At 50.2% G+C, this 17,961-nt stretch carries 20 protein-coding genes and 4 tRNA genes; 16 read left to right on the top strand and 8 right to left on the bottom strand.

Annotated elements, in window-relative coordinates:
• Positions 1-128: 128 nt before the first annotated feature.
• Positions 129-1,082: a crotonase/enoyl-CoA hydratase family protein gene (locus tag BLP53_RS01555; RefSeq protein ID WP_091468807.1), complete on the top strand. Its 954-nt coding sequence runs from the start codon at positions 129-131 to the stop codon at positions 1,080-1,082.
• A gap of 24 nt (positions 1,083-1,106) precedes the next feature.
• Here BLP53_RS01555 and BLP53_RS01550 read toward each other — a convergent pair whose 3' ends face one another.
• Positions 1,107-3,278 (bottom strand): ATP-binding protein, encoded by a 2,172-nt coding sequence (locus BLP53_RS01550; protein WP_091468804.1) that lies wholly within the window; start codon positions 3,276-3,278, stop codon positions 1,107-1,109.
• Positions 3,279-3,443: 165 nt separating this feature from the next.
• On the opposite strand from BLP53_RS01550, the gene BLP53_RS01545 reads away from it, so the two are divergent.
• Complete coding sequence (locus tag BLP53_RS01545; protein WP_245652577.1) at positions 3,444-4,625, top strand: DUF2914 domain-containing protein; 1,182 nt, start codon at positions 3,444-3,446, stop codon at positions 4,623-4,625.
• A gap of 8 nt (positions 4,626-4,633) precedes the next feature.
• Here the strand turns inward: BLP53_RS01545 and BLP53_RS01540 are convergent, their stop codons facing one another.
• Complete coding sequence (locus BLP53_RS01540; RefSeq protein ID WP_091468801.1) at positions 4,634-5,473, bottom strand: 23S rRNA (adenine(2030)-N(6))-methyltransferase RlmJ; 840 nt, start codon at positions 5,471-5,473, stop codon at positions 4,634-4,636.
• A gap of 98 nt (positions 5,474-5,571) precedes the next feature.
• Here BLP53_RS01540 and BLP53_RS01535 point away from each other — a divergent pair, with 98 nt between their 5' ends.
• From BLP53_RS01535 to BLP53_RS01470, 14 genes are all read left to right on the top strand, one after another.
• Positions 5,572-6,267, top strand: coding sequence for a cation diffusion facilitator family transporter (locus tag BLP53_RS01535; protein WP_091468797.1), 696 nt, complete (start codon positions 5,572-5,574; stop codon positions 6,265-6,267).
• A gap of 54 nt (positions 6,268-6,321) precedes the next feature.
• Positions 6,322-6,501 (top strand): tautomerase family protein, encoded by a 180-nt coding sequence (locus BLP53_RS01530; RefSeq protein WP_091468794.1) that lies wholly within the window; start codon positions 6,322-6,324, stop codon positions 6,499-6,501.
• A gap of 38 nt (positions 6,502-6,539) precedes the next feature.
• Positions 6,540-8,339, top strand: coding sequence for an excinuclease ABC subunit UvrC (gene uvrC / locus BLP53_RS01525; protein ID WP_091468789.1), 1,800 nt, complete (start codon positions 6,540-6,542; stop codon positions 8,337-8,339).
• A gap of 33 nt (positions 8,340-8,372) precedes the next feature.
• Complete coding sequence (pgsA, locus tag BLP53_RS01520; RefSeq protein ID WP_091468785.1) at positions 8,373-8,954, top strand: CDP-diacylglycerol--glycerol-3-phosphate 3-phosphatidyltransferase; 582 nt, start codon at positions 8,373-8,375, stop codon at positions 8,952-8,954.
• 107 nt (positions 8,955-9,061) lie between these two features.
• A tRNA-Gly gene (locus tag BLP53_RS01515) sits at positions 9,062-9,137 on the top strand.
• 61 nt (positions 9,138-9,198) lie between these two features.
• Positions 9,199-9,272, top strand: a tRNA-Cys gene (locus BLP53_RS01510).
• 5 nt (positions 9,273-9,277) lie between these two features.
• Positions 9,278-9,353 (top strand) — tRNA-Gly (locus tag BLP53_RS01505).
• A 79-nt stretch (positions 9,354-9,432) separates the two neighbouring features.
• A tRNA-Leu gene (locus BLP53_RS01500) sits at positions 9,433-9,519 on the top strand.
• A 281-nt stretch (positions 9,520-9,800) separates the two neighbouring features.
• Positions 9,801-11,177, top strand: coding sequence for an ATP-binding protein (locus tag BLP53_RS01495; RefSeq protein ID WP_091468782.1), 1,377 nt, complete (start codon positions 9,801-9,803; stop codon positions 11,175-11,177).
• Positions 11,174-11,812 carry a response regulator gene (locus tag BLP53_RS01490; RefSeq protein ID WP_091468779.1) on the top strand — a complete coding sequence of 213 codons (639 nt, stop codon included), beginning with the start codon at positions 11,174-11,176 and terminating at the stop codon, positions 11,810-11,812. Before BLP53_RS01495 ends, BLP53_RS01490 begins: the two co-directional genes overlap by 4 nt.
• A gap of 265 nt (positions 11,813-12,077) precedes the next feature.
• The gene (locus BLP53_RS01485; RefSeq protein ID WP_091468776.1) at positions 12,078-12,581 is read left to right on the top strand and encodes an RNA polymerase sigma factor; all 504 of its coding nucleotides are present in this window, start codon (positions 12,078-12,080) and stop codon (positions 12,579-12,581) included.
• Between the two features lie 4 nt (positions 12,582-12,585).
• Positions 12,586-13,587 carry a FecR family protein gene (locus tag BLP53_RS01480; protein WP_245652576.1) on the top strand — a complete coding sequence of 334 codons (1,002 nt, stop codon included), beginning with the start codon at positions 12,586-12,588 and terminating at the stop codon, positions 13,585-13,587.
• A gap of 384 nt (positions 13,588-13,971) precedes the next feature.
• Positions 13,972-14,220, top strand: coding sequence for a helix-turn-helix transcriptional regulator (locus BLP53_RS01475; protein ID WP_176755181.1), 249 nt, complete (start codon positions 13,972-13,974; stop codon positions 14,218-14,220).
• Positions 14,220-15,497 (top strand): type II toxin-antitoxin system HipA family toxin, encoded by a 1,278-nt coding sequence (locus BLP53_RS01470; protein ID WP_091468772.1) that lies wholly within the window; start codon positions 14,220-14,222, stop codon positions 15,495-15,497. The genes BLP53_RS01475 and BLP53_RS01470 overlap by 1 nt, the downstream gene beginning before the upstream one ends.
• Before the next feature lie 71 nt (positions 15,498-15,568).
• On the opposite strand, the gene BLP53_RS01465 is transcribed toward BLP53_RS01470, so the two are convergent.
• The 6 genes from BLP53_RS01465 to BLP53_RS01440 all read right to left on the bottom strand — a co-directional run bounded on the left by BLP53_RS01465 (position 15,569) and on the right by BLP53_RS01440 (position 17,908).
• Positions 15,569-15,916: a type II toxin-antitoxin system PemK/MazF family toxin gene (locus BLP53_RS01465; RefSeq protein WP_091468768.1), complete on the bottom strand. Its 348-nt coding sequence runs from the start codon at positions 15,914-15,916 to the stop codon at positions 15,569-15,571.
• Positions 15,916-16,161: an AbrB/MazE/SpoVT family DNA-binding domain-containing protein gene (locus tag BLP53_RS01460; protein WP_091468765.1), complete on the bottom strand. Its 246-nt coding sequence runs from the start codon at positions 16,159-16,161 to the stop codon at positions 15,916-15,918. Before BLP53_RS01460 ends, BLP53_RS01465 begins: the two co-directional genes overlap by 1 nt.
• Positions 16,162-16,263: 102 nt before the next feature.
• Positions 16,264-16,479 (bottom strand): hypothetical protein, encoded by a 216-nt coding sequence (locus BLP53_RS01455; RefSeq protein ID WP_091468761.1) that lies wholly within the window; start codon positions 16,477-16,479, stop codon positions 16,264-16,266.
• 73 nt (positions 16,480-16,552) lie between these two features.
• The gene (locus BLP53_RS01450) at positions 16,553-16,999 is read right to left on the bottom strand and encodes an addiction module antidote protein (protein WP_091470341.1); all 447 of its coding nucleotides are present in this window, start codon (positions 16,997-16,999) and stop codon (positions 16,553-16,555) included.
• 215 nt (positions 17,000-17,214) lie between these two features.
• Positions 17,215-17,601: a helix-turn-helix domain-containing protein gene (locus tag BLP53_RS01445; RefSeq protein ID WP_091468757.1), complete on the bottom strand. Its 387-nt coding sequence runs from the start codon at positions 17,599-17,601 to the stop codon at positions 17,215-17,217.
• A 1-nt stretch (position 17,602) separates the two neighbouring features.
• Complete coding sequence (locus BLP53_RS01440; RefSeq protein WP_091468755.1) at positions 17,603-17,908, bottom strand: type II toxin-antitoxin system HigB family toxin; 306 nt, start codon at positions 17,906-17,908, stop codon at positions 17,603-17,605.
• Between the last annotated feature and the right edge of the window lie 53 nt (positions 17,909-17,961).

Below are 17,961 nucleotides of genomic sequence, written 5' to 3'. Positions count from 1 at the left end.
GGGCTGAAACATCCTTGCAACTGTAAAAGGCAAATCGTCTCCTGTACTTTTGATTATGATGTGTTGTCAGCGTCCATCGCGCGATGGATAACCATCACATGACTTTTTTAATGTCCAAGGAGAAGCACATGAAACCGTTTGAGCAAGGATTAGTTAATTATCAACATCGTTTGCTGGCACATGATTATGGTCAGGTGTTTTGCCGCTTTGATGCGGCACAGCAGACATTATGGAGTTATCTGCACCAGCCGCAGCGTATCCCTTGCATTAACCATGCGCTGCTGGTGGACCTGCATACGCATCATGAAGATATCCGGCGTAGCGGGGGATATGTGCAAACGGATAGTGATGAGGTGCTGCCTATCCGTTATTCGGTATTTGCGTCAGCCACGCCTGGTTATTTCAATATGGGGGGGGATTTGCAGAAGATGGCCACGGCTATCCGCAATAAAGATAGGGCCCAATTACAAGTCTATGCCAAACTGAGTATTGATGTGGTAGCACAACGCGCTTTCCGCTTCGAGCTGGATCATGTGACCAAAATCTCGTTATTGCAAGGTGAAGTGCTGGGGGCCGGCATAGAGGCGGCGCTGACCAGCGATGTACTGATCGCGGAACGCCAGTCAGTTTTCTGCTTTCCGGAACTGTTTTTTAATATGATTCCCGGCATGGGCGCTTACAGCTTTATTGCGCGCAAGGCAGGCATGGCGGTGGCTGACAAGATGATCTTGGGTTGCGAGCGTTTTACCGCCGAGCAATGCCTGGAAATGGGGTTGATCGACATTGTGGTGGATGAAGGGCAGGGAGAACAGGCTGTACAGGCGTTTATCCATAAAAACAGCAAACAGGCTGAGGGCTTTTTATCTGCGCAGAAAGCCAAAGCCAGAGTCAATCCTTTGGCCTATAGTGAACTGGAAGATATCGTGAATGTTTGGGTAGAGAACGCGCTGAGGCTCACTGAACGGGATCTGAAAGTCATGGACCGGTTCTATCGTGCCCAGTCACGCTTATTCCCAAGCCAGGAGGATGTTGCCGAGCCAGCCTTGCAAACCGAAGTGCTACAGCAGGCGGTAAACCAATAGTGCCAGGGCTTAGAAGGTGCCTGATTATTTATTTGAGCGTTTTGAAGAAAGCGTGCTGCGATATTGATGCAATTGCGCACGCGTCTCTTCATAGGCATCCATCACGGCCTGGTATAGCCCTGAAATCATGGGGGCATCCTCCATTGCCAGGCCCAAGAGGCGGCGGCTCTGCTTGCTGAGTGGCATCAGGCCCATATTGGCGGATTCCCCGGCCAGCATGTGCGCCAGTTTGTGCACATGCTCAAAGTTGAGGTCCAGGCACTCTGTGCCCAGTACCCGCATCAGGTCATCCGTGGTGTCGATAAATTCCGTAATCAGTCGATGCAGGAAGGCTTCGCTACCGCCCAGTTTTAACAAATGCGCCATGCGGTTGCTGTCCAGCATGGGCTCGCTACCAGGCGTCAGTGTGGTGATAACTGCCGGGGAAGCAGGTGTGTTTACCTGCACTGGCCTGGACGCTGCGTGCGTAGCAGGTACAGGCAGTGCGATGCTTTCCGTGTCCATGGTCCGCCCAACGGTCTCTATCAGTGCCTGAATCTGCCTGGAAACCACCGGTTTGGTGAGCACCTGGTAAACACCGGCGCGCAAACAGCGATCTTGTGTGGTTTTGGTGGCATCGGCCGTTAATATCACCGTGCGTAACGGTTTGCTGCCAGGTAGCGCGTGATAGATATTGAAGACTTCCAGGCCGTTCATTTCCGGCATGTTGTAATCGAGGATCATCAGGTCAAACTGGTGATGCTCCAGTGCATCCAGTGCTTCGTCACCATTTTCCGCCGCTTTTACCACACAGTGCATTCTTTGCAGCGTTTCATTCAGGATCATGCGGTTGACCACATTATCATCCGCGATCAGGACACGGATTTTCTTGCGGAATTTGGTATGGCTGCTCAATGGCACCACGTTGGAGGTGCCGGTCAGGTTCATTTCCTCCAGGGCTACCTGGTCCGCGGCCTCGGCATGGCTCAATGGCAGAATCACCTCAAAAGTGGTCCCGCTGGCTTCGTCACTGGAAACATGAATGTGCCCGCCCATCAATTCGACCAGCTGTTTGGCAATCGAGGTGCCCAGGCCAGTGCCGCCATAACGTCTGGTAATGCTGCTGTCAGCCTGGGTGAAACTGTCAAAAATATACGGTAGCGCATCCGGCTTGATGCCTATGCCGGTATCCCGGATGCTGAACTTCAGCAGGCTGGTATGGAGATGGCTTTGCCGGATGCCTACCGTGACATCGACGCCACCATGCTGCGTAAATTTAATCGCATTTGCCACCAGGTTCATCAAGACCTGTTCAAGATGATGCAGACTGCCCGTGTAATGCCGTTCTACCGCGGGATCAAGGTGAAAGCGCAACCATAACTGTTTGCGTTCTACCTCCAGCTGGAACATCAGCTGCAGTCGCTGGATCAGGTCAGGCAGGAAAAAGGAAATCTCTTCCAGGTCTATCTTGCCCTTTTCGATTTTGCTGATATCCAGCACATCATTGATCAGTTTTTTCAGGCTGGTGGCAGAGGTGCCTACCATTTTCAGTAACTCCGACTGTTTCTGGTCCAGCCGCGATTGCACCAGCAATTCACTGGCGCCAATAATGCCGTTGAGCGGTGTCCGCATTTCATGGCTGATATTGGAAAGGAAGTTGGTTTTGGCCTCGTTGGCTTCATCAGCCAGCTTGGTTGCTTTTTCCAGGCTGATTTGCAGGCGCAAGGTATGTGGGGGAACCAGCAGCAAGGTCAGCAGGAAACCATACGCCACGTGCAAGTGCTGGTTCCAGTAAGGGCTCAGGTAAAGCGTGAGGCTGAAGCCGATCAGGCTGAGGGCATAACAGCCTTTGAAGAATTTGGTGCCATAACGCAGGCCATAACCGATAATCAGCCACAGGTAGATACCAATGAATATACCGGCCATGGCGCCGGAGATCATTTGCTCCAGCGAAGTAGCCGTAATATCCATGATCATGGCTATCCACTGGCGTCTTTCATTTTTCTGCGGATTACGCAAAATGTTGAACAGCATCAGGAAACCGCAGCCCAGGTAAAGCAGGCAGACTGCCACCGGTTCAATATCGCTGTGATTGAAAAGCAGGTACAGCGTGATAAAGCTGACAAAAGTCACGCGAATTAACGCCTGTTCAGTTTCATTACTGACAGATTTAATTTCGGTTACTTTATCTTTTAATTGTCTGAATAAATCACGCATGCCTGATTGTGTGCCTGAATCACTTCATGTCCAGAGAGGGATTGCCCATATATCTTCCCGTTGAATACATATAACGACTTTTTCTTAAGATAACTTAAAGTTTAACAGGCCCCTTTTGATAATAGAAGAAGCTTTACGCTTTACATCTGTCCGGTACTCATCATTATGGGATATGATAAAAAACAGCAATGTTCTGTGGATGTCCCGAGCCTGACGATGCCTGACCCGATGATGACCGCTCCCGATCCCGACCAGCCATCTCTACTATCTCTATGCCTGGCACGCACCAAGGCTTTGTTACCGATTACCTTTTTTATCGGTGGATTTGCCTGGGATGCCATCACCATAGGTAAAAAAGTGGCGGTACTGGATATGGTGACTTTTGCCCTGTACCTGCTGGTGGCAGCAATCTTGATGTATCACCTGGCTGAGCCGATTGCAGGTGCCACGCGCCTGGGACAGCGAGTGCTGTCCTGGCCATGGATACAGCGCAAAATTGCAGGCTGGCCGGTGCAGGACTGGCCATACTGGATATTACAATTCCTGTTTGGCAGTGTACTGAGCGCCTTGTTTATCCTGTATTTTAAAAGCTCCAGTAATGGCCTGGCCTGGGTAGTGACCCTGATACTGGGCGTATTACTGATCGCGAACGAATTTATGGAAAGTGAATACCGGCGTTTCAGCCTGTGCTGGAGCATGTTCGGCTTATGTTCCATTTTATGGTGTAATTTTGCTTTCCCTTTCCTGTTTGGCAGTGTGCATGCTGCCTGGTTTTATTTAAGCACGCTGTTAGGGGCCGCGATCACTTTTCTGTTATACCAGCGTGCGCCGCATCATACCGGGCGTATCTGGCCGGTGTGGGTAATTGCCGGGCTATTAATGCTGGCTTACCGTGCAGACATGATTCCGCCGGTACCGCTGGTAAAACAGGCCGTGGTGATTGCGTATGATCTGGAGAAGTCACCACAGGGCTACTGGATGACGGTGGAAAAATCCCCGTGGTGGAATTTCTGGCGGGTGGATAGTGACCATTTTTCCTTGCAGCCGGGGCAGAAACTGGTGTGTTTTTCGGCTGTGTTCGCACCACAGGGCTTGCATACCAGGCTGGTACATGACTGGCAGAAGAAAGTGGCGGGGCGCTGGGTCAGCATGTCTACTCCCGGCTTCTCGCTGGCTGGCGGGCGCGACAGTGGCTATCGTGGCTATACCTATAAAACCAACCTGAGCGACGGGGAATGGCGGGTGCGCATTCAAACGGCCACCAGGCAAACCATTGCTGTCAGTACATTCGATGTACGTATCGCAGACCATGTAGACCAGGCTCGCCGTGTACGCATCCGTTATTAGTCGTCGTATTAGCGTTGCTGGCCTTCGCACCAGGCACGTGCATTTGCGTCCTGCGCCAGTGTTTGTGCCAGCCAGGCCAGGTGCGGTTCGACTGACTGGCGCAATGTCCAGGGTGGGTTAATCACCCACATGCCACTACCGTGCATGCCGAAACCTTCAGCACTGGGTGCCTGCACATCTAGGCAGATATGCAGGTAATCCGTATTCAAATTGCGTAATTGATCCAGCATTTGCTGCGGCTCAGGCCGCTGCAGGCGGGGGTACCACACCAGGTAAGTACCTGTGGCAAACCGTTTCAAACTGTCTTTGAGGCAATTCACCACATGGGCGTAATCCTGCTTGACCTCATAGGGCGGGTCTATCAGCACCACGCCGCGCTTGGTTGGTGGTGGCAAACAGGCTTTAACACCTTCGAAACCATCCTTGACCTGGATAGAGACCTGTCTTTTCTGGCCGTTAAAATGTTGCTCAAGCAAGGGGGCATCTGCCGGATGCAGCTCAAACAGGCGCAATTTGTCGGTGGATCTCAAGAAATGGCTGGCGATCACCGGTGAACCGGGATAAGTCTCATTGCCGCTATCCCTATGCGTCGCAGAAACGGCTTGCAGGTAAGGCTCAAACGCGGCGGGCACTTTGGTATTTTGCAGCCTGGCAATCCCGTCCATATATTCCGCCGTTTTATTGGCGACCGCCGCATCCAGGCGGTAAATCCCCGCGCCGGCATGGGTATCCACCACCCAGTAAGGTTTGTCTTTCTGGTTGAAATAGTCTAGTACCAGGCTATAAACCCAATGTTTGAGGACATCGGCATGATTGCCGGCGTGAAAGGCGTGGCGGTAACTTAACATGGCATCACTCTTGAACAGCCGCCATTATAAGTCACAATGCTGCAATTTCGTTTTGTACCCTATTGTGAAAACAGGCCAAATTGCTTTAGCATGCAAGCATGAAAAATCATCAAGCCCCTATGGAACAGCCTGACGTTAAAGCATGCTGCCAGTCACACCAGCCAGCGCAGCAGGAAGCGCCTCATGACCATGCGCATGGCAACCCGTTCTTGGTCCCTTTCCTGGCAATCAGTATTTTTACCATTGTCGAATTTGTTGGCGGTGTCTGGACGCAATCACTGGCTTTGCTCAGTGATGCCTGGCATATGCTGTTCGACGTAGTCGCGCTCGGCCTGGCCATGTGGGCAGCGCATCAAACACGGCACAATGACGCTTCCAGCCAATTGGAGCGGCGGGTGTCCATGATTAATGCGCTTTCCATGCTGGGGGTGGCCATCTGGATTATCATTGAAGCCGTGGAGCGGCTCAGCCACCCGGTTTCTGTTGCTGGTGGCTACGTCGGCGTCATTGCCACGCTGGGCTTGCTGGTGAATATCTTTGTGGCCAGACATATGCATCACCAGCACCATCATCATGGCGGTGATGCCAGCCTGAATCACCGCGCAGCCTTTTTGCACGTGCTGGGTGATTTACTGGGATCTGTGGCAGCCGTGGTGGCGGGTGCCGTGATTTACTTCACTGGCTGGATGGCCATTGACCCCATCTTGTCCATCCTGATTTCGGTGTTGCTGCTGGTGGTTACCCTGAACCTGATCAGGGATATCTGGCGTGGCGGCACAGGGCATACGCATTAACACTGTACCAAGCCCTGGCGCCACAGTTCATTATCATTCAAAGGAGAGATCATTATGCCTTTTGTCAACGTCAAACTGGCCGGCTCTGTGACCAAGGAGCAGAAAAAGCAAATTGCCAAGGAAATCACCGAAACACTGACCAAACATGCGCATAAACCGGCCAATTACACGTATATCGTCTTTGAGGAAGTGGAGTTCGAAGACTGGGCGATCGGCGGTGAACTGCTTGGCTGACGCCTGCCAACCCGCAAACATGCGTGTAAAATACGCGCATGTTTGACCCCAAGCCGATACTCAAGAACCTGCCCAATTTACCCGGTGTGTACCGCATGCTGAATGCGGAAAACACGGTGATTTATGTCGGCAAGGCCAAAGACCTGAAAAAACGGGTCTCCAGTTACTTTAACAAGAATCTTGCCAGCCCGCGCACCAAAATGATGGTGTCGCAAATCAACCATATCGAAACCACGGTGACACGCTCGGAAGCCGAAGCGCTGCTGCTGGAAAACAACCTGATTAAAGGGCTGATGCCGCGTTACAACGTCTTGTTCCGCGACGACAAGTCTTATCCTTACATCACGCTCACGGGCGATGCATTTCCACGCCTGGCGTTCCATCGCGGCACGCAGCGTAAAGGGCACCAGTATTTCGGGCCATTTCCCAATTCGCCAGCCGTGCGGGAAAGCATCCAGTTGCTGCAAAAGGTATTCAAGTTGCGCACCTGTGAAAACACCGTTTTTGCCAACCGCTCGCGACCCTGCCTGCAATACCAGATTGCACGTTGTACCGCGCCTTGTGTCCGCCTGATTTCTGAAGAGGATTACGCACACGATGTACGGCATGCGGCCATGTTCCTGTTGGGCAAAACCAGTGAAGTGATCGACGCCCTGGGCGATGAAATGAACCAGGCGGCTGACAATATGGAGTATGAACAGGCTGCTGTCTTGCGTGACCGCATGCAGGCTTTGCGCCAGGTACAGGCCAAGCAGTTTGTCAGTGATTTCAGTGTCAGTGATGCCGATGTGATTGCCTGTGCGGATATCCAGGGCCAGCATTGCATTAACCTGGTCATGATTCGTGGTGGCCGCCACTTGGGTGATAAAAGTTTCTTCCCGAAAAACAGCCAGGATGCAGACCTTGTCGAAACAGTAGAAGCCTTTATGACGCAATATTATGTGGCGCAAAATACACCGCCGTTGCTGGTATGTGGCGCAGAAGTCGATAAAACCGCATTTGAAAACATGCTGAGTGAACTGGCCGGACGGAAAATACGGGTGTTGACCAATGCCATTGGCGATAAAAAAGTCTGGCTGAAAATGGCACAAACCAATGCCGAATTGGCCTTGCAGCAAAGACTGGCGACTTCGGCCAACCAGCAGGCACGATTGCTTGCCCTGCGTGAAGCACTCAACCTGGCCGAAAGCACAGAGCGGATCGAGTGTTTCGATATCAGTCATACCATGGGCGAAGCCACGGTCGGTAGCTGCGTGGTGTTTGACCGTGGCGATATGCAGAACAGCGAATACCGCCGCTATAACGTCACCGGCATTACGCCTGGCGATGATTATGCTGCGATGCGCGATGTCTTGACGCGGCGCTATAAAAAAGTGGCGGCCGGCGAAGGCAAGCGGCCAGACCTGGTTTTTATCGACGGCGGCAAAGGCCAGCTGGGTGTTGCCATGGAAGTGATGCAGGAGGTCGGTCTGGACGATATTCTGCTGGTGGGTATTGCCAAAGGCGAAGAACGCAAACCCGGCCTGGAAACCATGATTTTTTCCGATACGGGCGAAATGTTGAACCTGCCCATGGATAATACGGGTTTGCACTTGTTGCAGCAAATCCGTGATGAAGCCCACCGTTTTGCCATTACCGGGCACCGCGCCAAGCGGGCCAAGGCACGGGTGACTTCAAGCCTGGAAGAAATAGAGGGCGTGGGCGCCAAGCGGCGCAAGGCGCTGCTGATGCGTTTTGGTGGCCTGGATGGGATAAAAAGTGCTAGCATAGATGAAATTGCCCAGGTGGAGGGCATTAGTCCGGCATTGGCGCAAACCATTTACGAGCGCCTGCATTAACCTGCTCCGTGCATCATGACAAGAAACAGACATATGTGGACCGTTCCCAATCTATTAACCTTGCTGCGTATCGCCATGATTCCGGTATTCGTCGGCATCTTCTACCTGCCAGCGCACGCCATCACCTCAGAAGGCATTCCTGCTCACTGGGTGAACCTGATTGCCTCTTCGGTCTTTATCCTGGCTGCGCTGACGGATTGGCTGGACGGTTACTGGGCGCGTAAATACCAGCAGATGTCCAAATTCGGTGCTTTTCTTGATCCGGTTGCTGACAAGTTAATGGTAGCGGCTGCGCTGATTGTGCTGGTTGAGCTTCATCGTGTCGGTGCCGTAGTCGCCCTGATTATCATCGGCCGCGAAATTGCCATCAGTGCCTTGCGCGAATGGATGGCCAGCATAGGTAAAAGCGCCAATGTGGCCGTCGCCATGGTTGGCAAGGTAAAAACCGCAGCACAAATGATCGCCATCGTGCTGTTACTCTGGTACGACCCGCTGCTTGGTTTGAACATCCAGTGGATAGGAGAGTGGTTGATAGTGATTGCCGCTTTGCTGACATTGATTTCCATGGGCTATTACCTGCGCGCTGCCTGGCCCGCCATCCGTGAAACCATCTGAAAAAAGCATTTGCAATAAAGAATGCTTTTTTAAAAAAACTTCCTTGACACCGGGTCAAAAATCATTAAAATGCCAGCTTCCTTACGATGCATGACGCAAGGAAATACGCGGGAATAGCTCAGTTGGTAGAGCGCAACCTTGCCAAGGTTGAGGTCGCGAGTTCGAGACTCGTTTCCCGCTCCAAATTTCGGGGAAAGCGCAGCTTTCCCTTTTTAACATAAGTTGTTTTTATGTTGTTGGTTCTGGCGCGATAGCAAAGCGGTTATGCCGCGGCCTGCAAAGCCGTTTAGGCCGGTTCGACTCCGGCTCGCGCCTCCAGATATGCGGGAATAGCTCAGTTGGTAGAGCGCAACCTTGCCAAGGTTGAGGTCGCGAGTTCGAGACTCGTTTCCCGCTCCAGATTTCTCTCAAGTGCGTTGCATCCTAAGCTAGGCAAACTTTTTCAGGGTGGTAGAATACGCAGCTTGTCAGAGCTACCGCCCGGATGGTGAAACTGGTAGACACAAGGGACTTAAAATCCCTCGGCTTAACGGCTGTGCCGGTTCGATTCCGGCTCCGGGCACCAAAATATCCTTTAAAAACCAGCTACTTAGCTGGTTTTTTGTTTGTTCAGCCAAAAGGTAGGGGCCAGGGCGTGCACGAACAGTTTAGCCATGCATCTCTATCTTGAATCTGCCGGGACACTGGCAGATTATGGGGTTACTGGACAGGGTATCTCATTGATTTTTCCTGCTTCCTCTTGTGCTCTTCCGCCTCGCTGACAGTGCCAACATATCTTGTCTTCCTATCAGGCCGGGAAAATTCCTCATTGCTTTTGAATGAGGCTCGCTAGTATCATCCCCGGCTATGAAATCATTAAGTCTGCAGACCAAGCTCCACCTGATTATCAGTTTATTGCTGGTAGGGTTGTTGTTATCCTGGGCAATGTCGGTGATTAAAAATGCACGTGAAGATGTGCTGGCTGAAGTCGAGTCGACTACCAGCCTGGTCATTCATTTGCTGGATGCCGAGATCGCGCATTACATGACGGATTTTGGCTGGCTGAATCGGGGCGGAGATGGAAAAATCACTATTTTCCGGCTGGAGCAACTGGTGAATATCCGCCACTTGAAAATAGATTTTTTTGATAATAATGGGCATTTACGGGAATCGAACCGTTCAGTCCGTGTAGTGCATGATGGAGAAGACCCACCAGAGTGGTTTGTGAAACTGCTGGATATTTCGAGCGTGCTGCAAGAGCCAAAGCGCAAGAATATTATTCTAAATGGCCGTTTTATCGGTGAACTGGTGATTACGCCAGACCCGACTTTCGAATTGCGGGAGATATGGGATGATACCGCCGGCCTGCTGGCAATCGTAGGGCTATTTGGCTTGAGCGTCCTGGTTTTTGTGTATCTGGCAGTACGCTCCACCTTTCAGCCAGTCAAGCAGATTATTCATGGCTTGAACCAGATTGAGCATGGCGAATATCAAAGCCGGCTACCTAGTTTCGAACAGGTCGAATTGCGGGAGATCAGCGATAAATTCAACCGGATGGCAAGCACGCTGGAGCAAAGTATCCGCAACAATCACCGGTTAACGCAGCAGATTATTCACTTGCAGGAAGAAGAGCGTAAAAAACTGGCCCGCGATTTGCATGATGAAATAGGGCAATACCTGACAGCGGTGCATATCGATGCCAGTGCAATGGTTGCCGCGAAGAAGCTGACGGTTGCGCGGGAAAGCGCACAGGCGATCGCCAGCATTACCAGGCAGATGATGTTTACCATCCAGGATTTACTGGCCCGCCTGCGGCCACGTGTGCTGGATGAACTGGGATTGAGCCTGGCACTGACCGAACTGATTCACCACTGGCAGGATAGGCATCGCAGTGTCATTGTCGTGAATGTGATTTCCAGCGATCTGTTGCAACCGGATGAATCGGTGTCTGTCACCGTATACCGCATTTTGCAGGAATGCCTGACGAATATCAGCAAACATGCAGCGGCAAACAAAGTGACGATTGAGGTCGCGAATAGGGAAGAAGGTTTGTATATGGCAATAGAAGATGATGGTCGCGGATTTGATCCCTCTGCGCAAAGTCGTGGTTATGGGTTGGCAGGGATGCAAGAGCGTGTGGAAGGGTTAAGGGGACGTATGCAAATTAAAAGTATACCGGGGCAGGGGACGCGCATAGAGGTGCAGTTCACTCAAGCAGGTACATTCGGGGAGGCAGCGACATGACGATTAAAGTCGTGTTGGTAGATGATCATACCGTGGTACGTTCAGGCTTGCGGCGGCTACTTGAAAGCCATAAATCGATAGAGATTGTGGCCGAGGCCGAGACGGGCGAGCTGGCTTACCAACTATATGGCGAGGTAAAACCGGATGTGGTATTGATGGATATTTCCATGCCCGGCATGGGCGGGCTGGAAGCCGCCAAGCGTATTTTGCAACGCTACCCGAATGCGCGCATTGTCATTTTTTCCATGCATGAAGCTGTTTCTTTCGCGGCACAAGCCCTGAAAGCTGGTGTGAAAGGCTATGTCACCAAAACCGGTGTGGCAGATGACCTGCTACAGGCCGTCCTGCATGTCTCCAGAGGCAAGACCTTCCTGAGCCCCGAAGTGGCCCAGAAAATCGCGTTGCAAACCTTAATCGGTGAAAATAATCCGTTACAGCAACTGACCGCCAGGGAATTTGAGGTTTTCCGCCTGCTGGCAGCCGGCAAGCGGGTCGAAGAGGTGGCAGACACGCTGAAAATCAGCCAGAAAACGGTGGCTAATTACTACACCTTGATCAAGCAAAAGTTGTCTGTCAGCAGCCCGGTGGAAATGGTCAGGCTGGCAATGAAGCACGGCCTGATCGAAACAGAGTAGGGCGGGCGAATGCGGGCAAGCCTGGGTTGAATATGTGCCTATTTATATTTTATTCGCTTCCCCTGCCAAAGGCATTAGGGGCAAAATTCTGGTGGTTCCATTCAACCAATTCTTTTAAATCTGGTTTAATTCAGCCGCAAGTTAACCGGTAAAAATTCGCCGCTCATAATTTTTTAATTGAGAATCAATCGCTTATTGCAAAAAAAATGTAATGGCACGTGTTTTGCAATCAATAGTGCGATTGTAAAAAATGTGGTGGTGCAATATGAGCGAAACCCTGGCATGGTGCGGCGTTGATTTACAGTGGGCTTATACCGATGTGCTTAAGCGTATTGGTCGCCGGACGGCATGCGTACAAAAAGCCAAGGATATTCTGCATGATGCGCTGGTGTATTTTGCCGTATCCAGCCATCCGGCCAGGGAAGAATCCCCGCAAGCCTATCTGAATGGCATAGTGAACCACTTGCTGGTGGATGAGTTTCGCTACAGAATGCGTTTTGTCGATGAAGAGCATATAGACGAAACGGCCCTGATCCTGGAATGTTCGCCCGAACAGCTCTATGAGACCCGGCAAAAGCTTTTTCACCTGCAACGCATTATCGACTTGCTCCCAATCAAATGCCGCCAGGTGTTCTGGATGTATCATGTGGATGAAATGAAACAGCGGGAAATCGCGGTACACCTTGAAATCAGCGTGAATATGGTTGAAAAGCACTTGATCCGCGCCATGCTGGATATCCGGGCATTCCAGCAATCCCTGGCAAATTAGTACGATGCCTGCCAAACCGCTTTCACTCAGTGAAATGGCTGCCCGCTGGTACCTGCATATGCGGGAGCCGTACAATCCGGCAGAGTATAAAGCGTTTAAACAATGGCTGGCCGAAGATCCCCGGCATGCTGCCGAATATGACAGCATCACTCGGGCCATGCATCAGCTCAATTCCACTGAATCTCTCGCCAGCCTGGCAGATGCGGCCGAACAGCATACCTTTTTAACGCAGGAGACCAGGCGCAAGGCCCGGCAGCGCCGTGTAGGGCAAGTGTTCGCCATTTTCCTGTTCAGTGTCATGGGCATGCTGTTCTATCACCAGTACCAGGATTGGCAGGCCGCCCCTGTCATGCAGATGGCAGCCCAAAACCCGGTGGGGCAAATTGCCCTTAAAACACTGGATGATGGCACACGTGTGGCATTAAGTGCCAGGAGCAAAATGGAGGTCACCTATTACCGCCACCAGCGCCATGTGCTGCTTAAGGAAGGGGAGGCCGTGTTTGAGGTGACAAAAGATCCGCAGCGACCTTTTGTGGTGGAGACCGATACGGCCACGATTACCGTACTAGGTACCCGCTTTGCCGTGAATCGCCTGGATGGTTTGGTGCGTATCAGCGTCGATCATGGGCGCGTCAAAGTGGAACCTAAGCAGCTACGACCCTCTGTGCAGGATGCACCTGTCGAGTCGCGCATCATCACCAATGACCAGGTGCTTGAAGTCTACCCCAATCATGCCACCGTGCTGGTCAACCGCCCAGCTTCCGATGCCTTTGCCTTTCTTGATGGCCGCCTGGTATTTGACCGGGCCAGTGTGGGCGAAATCGCAACCACCGTTTCACGCTATCGCCTCAAACCTGTGGAGACACAAGGCAAACAGCTGCGCAATATTTCGGCGGATATCAATATCCAGGATATTGAACAGTTCTTGCGTGGCCTGCCCAATATTGCGCCTGTCTCGGTAAAAGAGACGGCGCAATATACGCTGATCGATAGCCAGCAGAATTAACAAGGTATCAGACGGATTTGGGTCAGGCCAATGAGGATAAAGCGTTGGCCTGTAAAACCACATCGACTGGCGTTTCAGTGGAAAAAACACTAGGCAAAGTTTGGATGTCTATGTCTGTTTGATGACAGCTTTAATTCAATGAGAGTCTAACAGTGTTTGTCAACGCGGTTCTCCCGCTGTAGCGATCACGTATTCTTCTTTCAAGCCCTCTATCCCGTACTTATGCATCCCTGAATCTTGATGATTAGAAATTACCGAAAGGTAATTTAAAGATATTCATAAAGCAAAGAAAATGAAAATATTACCTAACGGTAATTAAGTGATTGCAAAGCATATCTAATCATGTACTATATTACCGTTAGGTAATATTCTAGGCGCATTATCATGGATAACATCAACAAGCCAATTCAGTCTGTGACTATAAAATCTACCCAAGACTTGGGTAGTTTCGTGCGTACGTTTAGAGTTGCACAAAAAATGACTCAGGCAGACATTTCAGGTTTGGCCAATACAGGTAATCGTTTTATTGTTGAGTTGGAAAACGGGAAACCTACAGTACAGCTTCAGAAGGTATTAGATGTATTAGATACCCTTGGGCTGGAAATGGTCATACAGAGAAAAGGTCGCTATTAATGGCTACAGTTAAAAAGCTTGGCGTCTATAGAGAGGGTGACTTGGTCGGAACATTAATGAATGAAACGCCCATTAAGTTTATTTACGCCCATCAATGGCAGAGCAATCATCACACTGGCATATCACCCCAATTACCTCTATCTCAGGCAGAGCATTCTGGAGCAGCTGTTGAGTCCTATTTTGAGAATCTGCTTCCTGAAGCTGGCATTCGGGAATTATTAAAACTTAAACATCAAGCCACTTCCACATTTGGCCTATTGAGTGTGATAGGTGGTGATACCGCAAGTGATCTCACTATTTTACCTGATGATGAAACACCACAGCCTCCACAATACCAACCGATCACCTGGCAGGATATCGCGGAAGAATTCACCCACCAGCAAGGGATTATTCGCACAATCCAGGAAGAGGATGGACTTAGAGTCTCATTAGCTGGTGCACAAAGAAAACTCAGTATACATATCGACCATGATGGAAATCTTCTCCTGCCTCTGGGCAGCGCCCCATCTACCTATATTATTAAACCTGATATCAGGGATGTGGAAGGCGTTTGGGCATCGGCCATTAATGAAACCTGTACCATGACACTCGCTGATCGCTTGGGGTTAGGCGTGGCCGAGGTTAGTTATCAACCAATCGCAAAGGCATGTGTCATTAAAAGATATGACAGAACTATAGACACTCACGGACGGATTAAACGACTACACCAGCTAGACTTATGTCAGATCGATGGAAAACCGTCGACAACTAAATATGAGTCAGATGGTGGCCCAACGCTGCTGAGATGTCGGGAGATGCTTCAAGAGTGTGGCGTAACTGCCGCGGACACGAAAAGGTTTATTCAGTGGCTATTTTTTAATCTTTACGTAGGCAATAACGATAGCCATGCAAAAAATCTATCCATCTATTACACCGCTGAAGGTGAGGTGAGGCTAACACCGTTCTATGACATACTTTCCACCTCAGTCTACCCTGGACTGTCCCGAAAATTTGCATTCAATATTGGCGGCGAAAATAAGCCATCAAACATTCATCAAGATCAAGTCACGCAAATGGCCAGGTCGTGGGGATCTAAATCAAAATACATACTCACCGTCGCCGAAGATATTGCGGTCAACTTACTGGCTACCTTGAGTGCTGTTGCAGAAGAAATGAATGCAATCGCTTCTCCTGGTACAGAGAAAACCATGATAGATCGGTTACATCAGCACATCGCAAGCAATACACAAAGGTTCCAGCACCAATTATTTAAAGAAAACGGTCACTCATTCAAGTGAGATCCTGGCTCGCCATGCATAACCTGTTGTTTCGATACGGGCGGGCGCCATCGAAAATGGGCACTGGATTTTTATTCAAAAAGAATGGCTTCGATTCTGGCTAAAGCCTCATCTACTATATATTGCGGCACGGTTTCCTTTAGGTGTACATTTCGCGCGCGCCAATCCAGCGATTTCAACTGATGGCAATGTATTGCGCCTTGAGTATCGGTTCCTGCCCCCATAAGTGTCACTACTGTCCCATACGTGCGTGAGGCCGCTGCAGCGCCCTGGGAAATCGGACAAACCAATGCCAAACCTTGTTGATTGAAGACTTTTCCACTCAATACAAGGCCAAAGTGAGGGCCTTTCATTTCCCATCCTGATGCAGGGTCGAAATCGAGATGCACGAGGTCTCCACGGTTTGGCACGTATGCCATCACATGTTCTCCAGGCCCACCGAGGGAATTTCATCCCAGCCCTCGACACGCGGTAATCCTTCCGGCATTTCAGCCATCAGGTCGGCCAAGCTATAACGTGGCCTGGTAGGTGCCTCAACCGTCATCTTTGCACCAAGCAAATGTAGTTTTACTTGTGAGCCTTCACCAAGCCCATTCTGATCAATAAAAGTTTTTGGCACGGTCATGACGAGTGATCCACCCGCTTTTCGTAAGGTTTGAAACATTGCAGTCTCCAGGTTTTTGAGCTTGTCCTATTTTAGTATAACTTATTGTTTTATTAAAGTAGGATATTTGTGGGTAGGTGGATAAAATCACCAAGCGTGGTGTTATGCGGGAGCGCCTGTAAACAGCCGCAGCACTTCTTCATTATGTGCATCAATCGTATCGGGAATTGCAAGTTTTCCTTTGATGACTCCAATTCGTTGACTGCTTGAATGTTCTATGGTCAGTTGTGGGGCGATCCGATCAATTGATTTCAGTCTTTTGGTGAGTTCAACAGTCTGTTCCGGTACATTGTCAATGTCGTGCAGCTGTTTTTTCATAAAGTTTGGTCTTTCTTTCCCAGCTTAATAAACCGCAGATGAGCGCCAATGCACGCTGATAAAATAACCCTGCTCAAGCGGCTTTTTTATGCTTATTAGTCGGTTTTTTTGGTGGTGTCGTTAGGTTTAGTTCGGCTAAGAACTCCTCCAGGGGGCGCATCTGTTTGAAGTCGTTGGCCGTCAATTCAGGGTTTTCCTCATCTGGCACGCCGTAGATACTAGCATCTTGCGGTTGTACAATGAGTTGCAGGCCTAATGCCTGGCAGACTTTGTTAATGGTGTCAAAGCGGGGGGCACTGTCAGAGCGCAGAGCTTTATAAAGGGCAGTGCGGCCAATCCCGGTTTCATTGGCAATTTCTGACATGCCGCGTGTGCGGGCAATGGTGCCTAGCGCATCTGCCAGTAGGCCAGGGTCATTCGCTTCAATAATATCGGTCAAATAAGCCGCAATCGCGGTTTCGCTGGTCAAATACGCTGCGGTATCAAATGCTGCGAGTTTGTTAACGTGAGTCTTTTTCATATTACTTCCCCCCTGTTTAATGAACCGCAGATGGACGCCGATAAATATCGGCAGTGCTTCAGGTTTAAGCAGCCCCAAGTCCGATATGTACGCGCATTTTAAGGCTGTTGCGACACTAACCGTCAAGTGAAAACTTGGTGATTTTTCATGTAGCAAGCGGAATAACTTGAATCAGGTATTCATATCAGTGATTGATTACAACTATCTGATACAAATTAGGATTGAGCTGTAATACGATGCTTGGGTGGTTGAATTAAGCACTCGGCAGGAATACCAAGTTTTTCATGGAGATTCCATATCATATTGAGAGTCAATGGTCTTTTACGGTTGAGCACTTCATAAACACGGTTCAATCGACCAATCGCTGGTACTAAATCCTTCGGTCCAAGGCCTGCCTGTTCCATACGAAATTTGATGGCCTCGACTGGATCAGGCAAGTCGATAGGGAAATGTTTTGCTTCGTATGCTTCTACCAAGGTCAGCAGTATTTCAAATCGGTCACCGTCAGGAGTGTTTGGCTCAGGCTCCCTGTCAAAATAAGCAGACACCTCATGTAGGGCAGTCTTGTAGTCAGCTTCTGTGTAAATTGGACGAATTTCCATCTCAGTGCTCCATCTCAACGGTTTCGGCATTAATCAGATCGTATTCGGCGTGCGTGCCGATGAACTTCACATAGATGGCCTGGTAGCGATACGCCACTGAGACCACTAATCGATAGTCATTGCCCTTGATGTTGAAGACTACCCGGCGGTTCTTGAGGATGCTGGCGTTACGATATTGGTCTTTGATATCTGTCGGTTGACTCCAATTTGCCTGTTTCACCTCATCAATCCACGACTTTAAATGCTGCTCTGCATTTAGGTTCTTCTCCCAGAATGAGCGTAGATAGCTCACGGCAATGATTCGCATACAATAATTATAGTCCCAAAATGGGACATGTCAATCCCAGTGATGTCATGTAG

Origin of the sequence: Methylophilus rhizosphaerae, assembly GCF_900100975.1 — a bacterium.
GTDB lineage: Bacteria > Pseudomonadota > Gammaproteobacteria > Burkholderiales > Methylophilaceae > Methylophilus > Methylophilus rhizosphaerae.
This window is presented reverse-complemented; position numbering and strand designations above follow the sequence as displayed.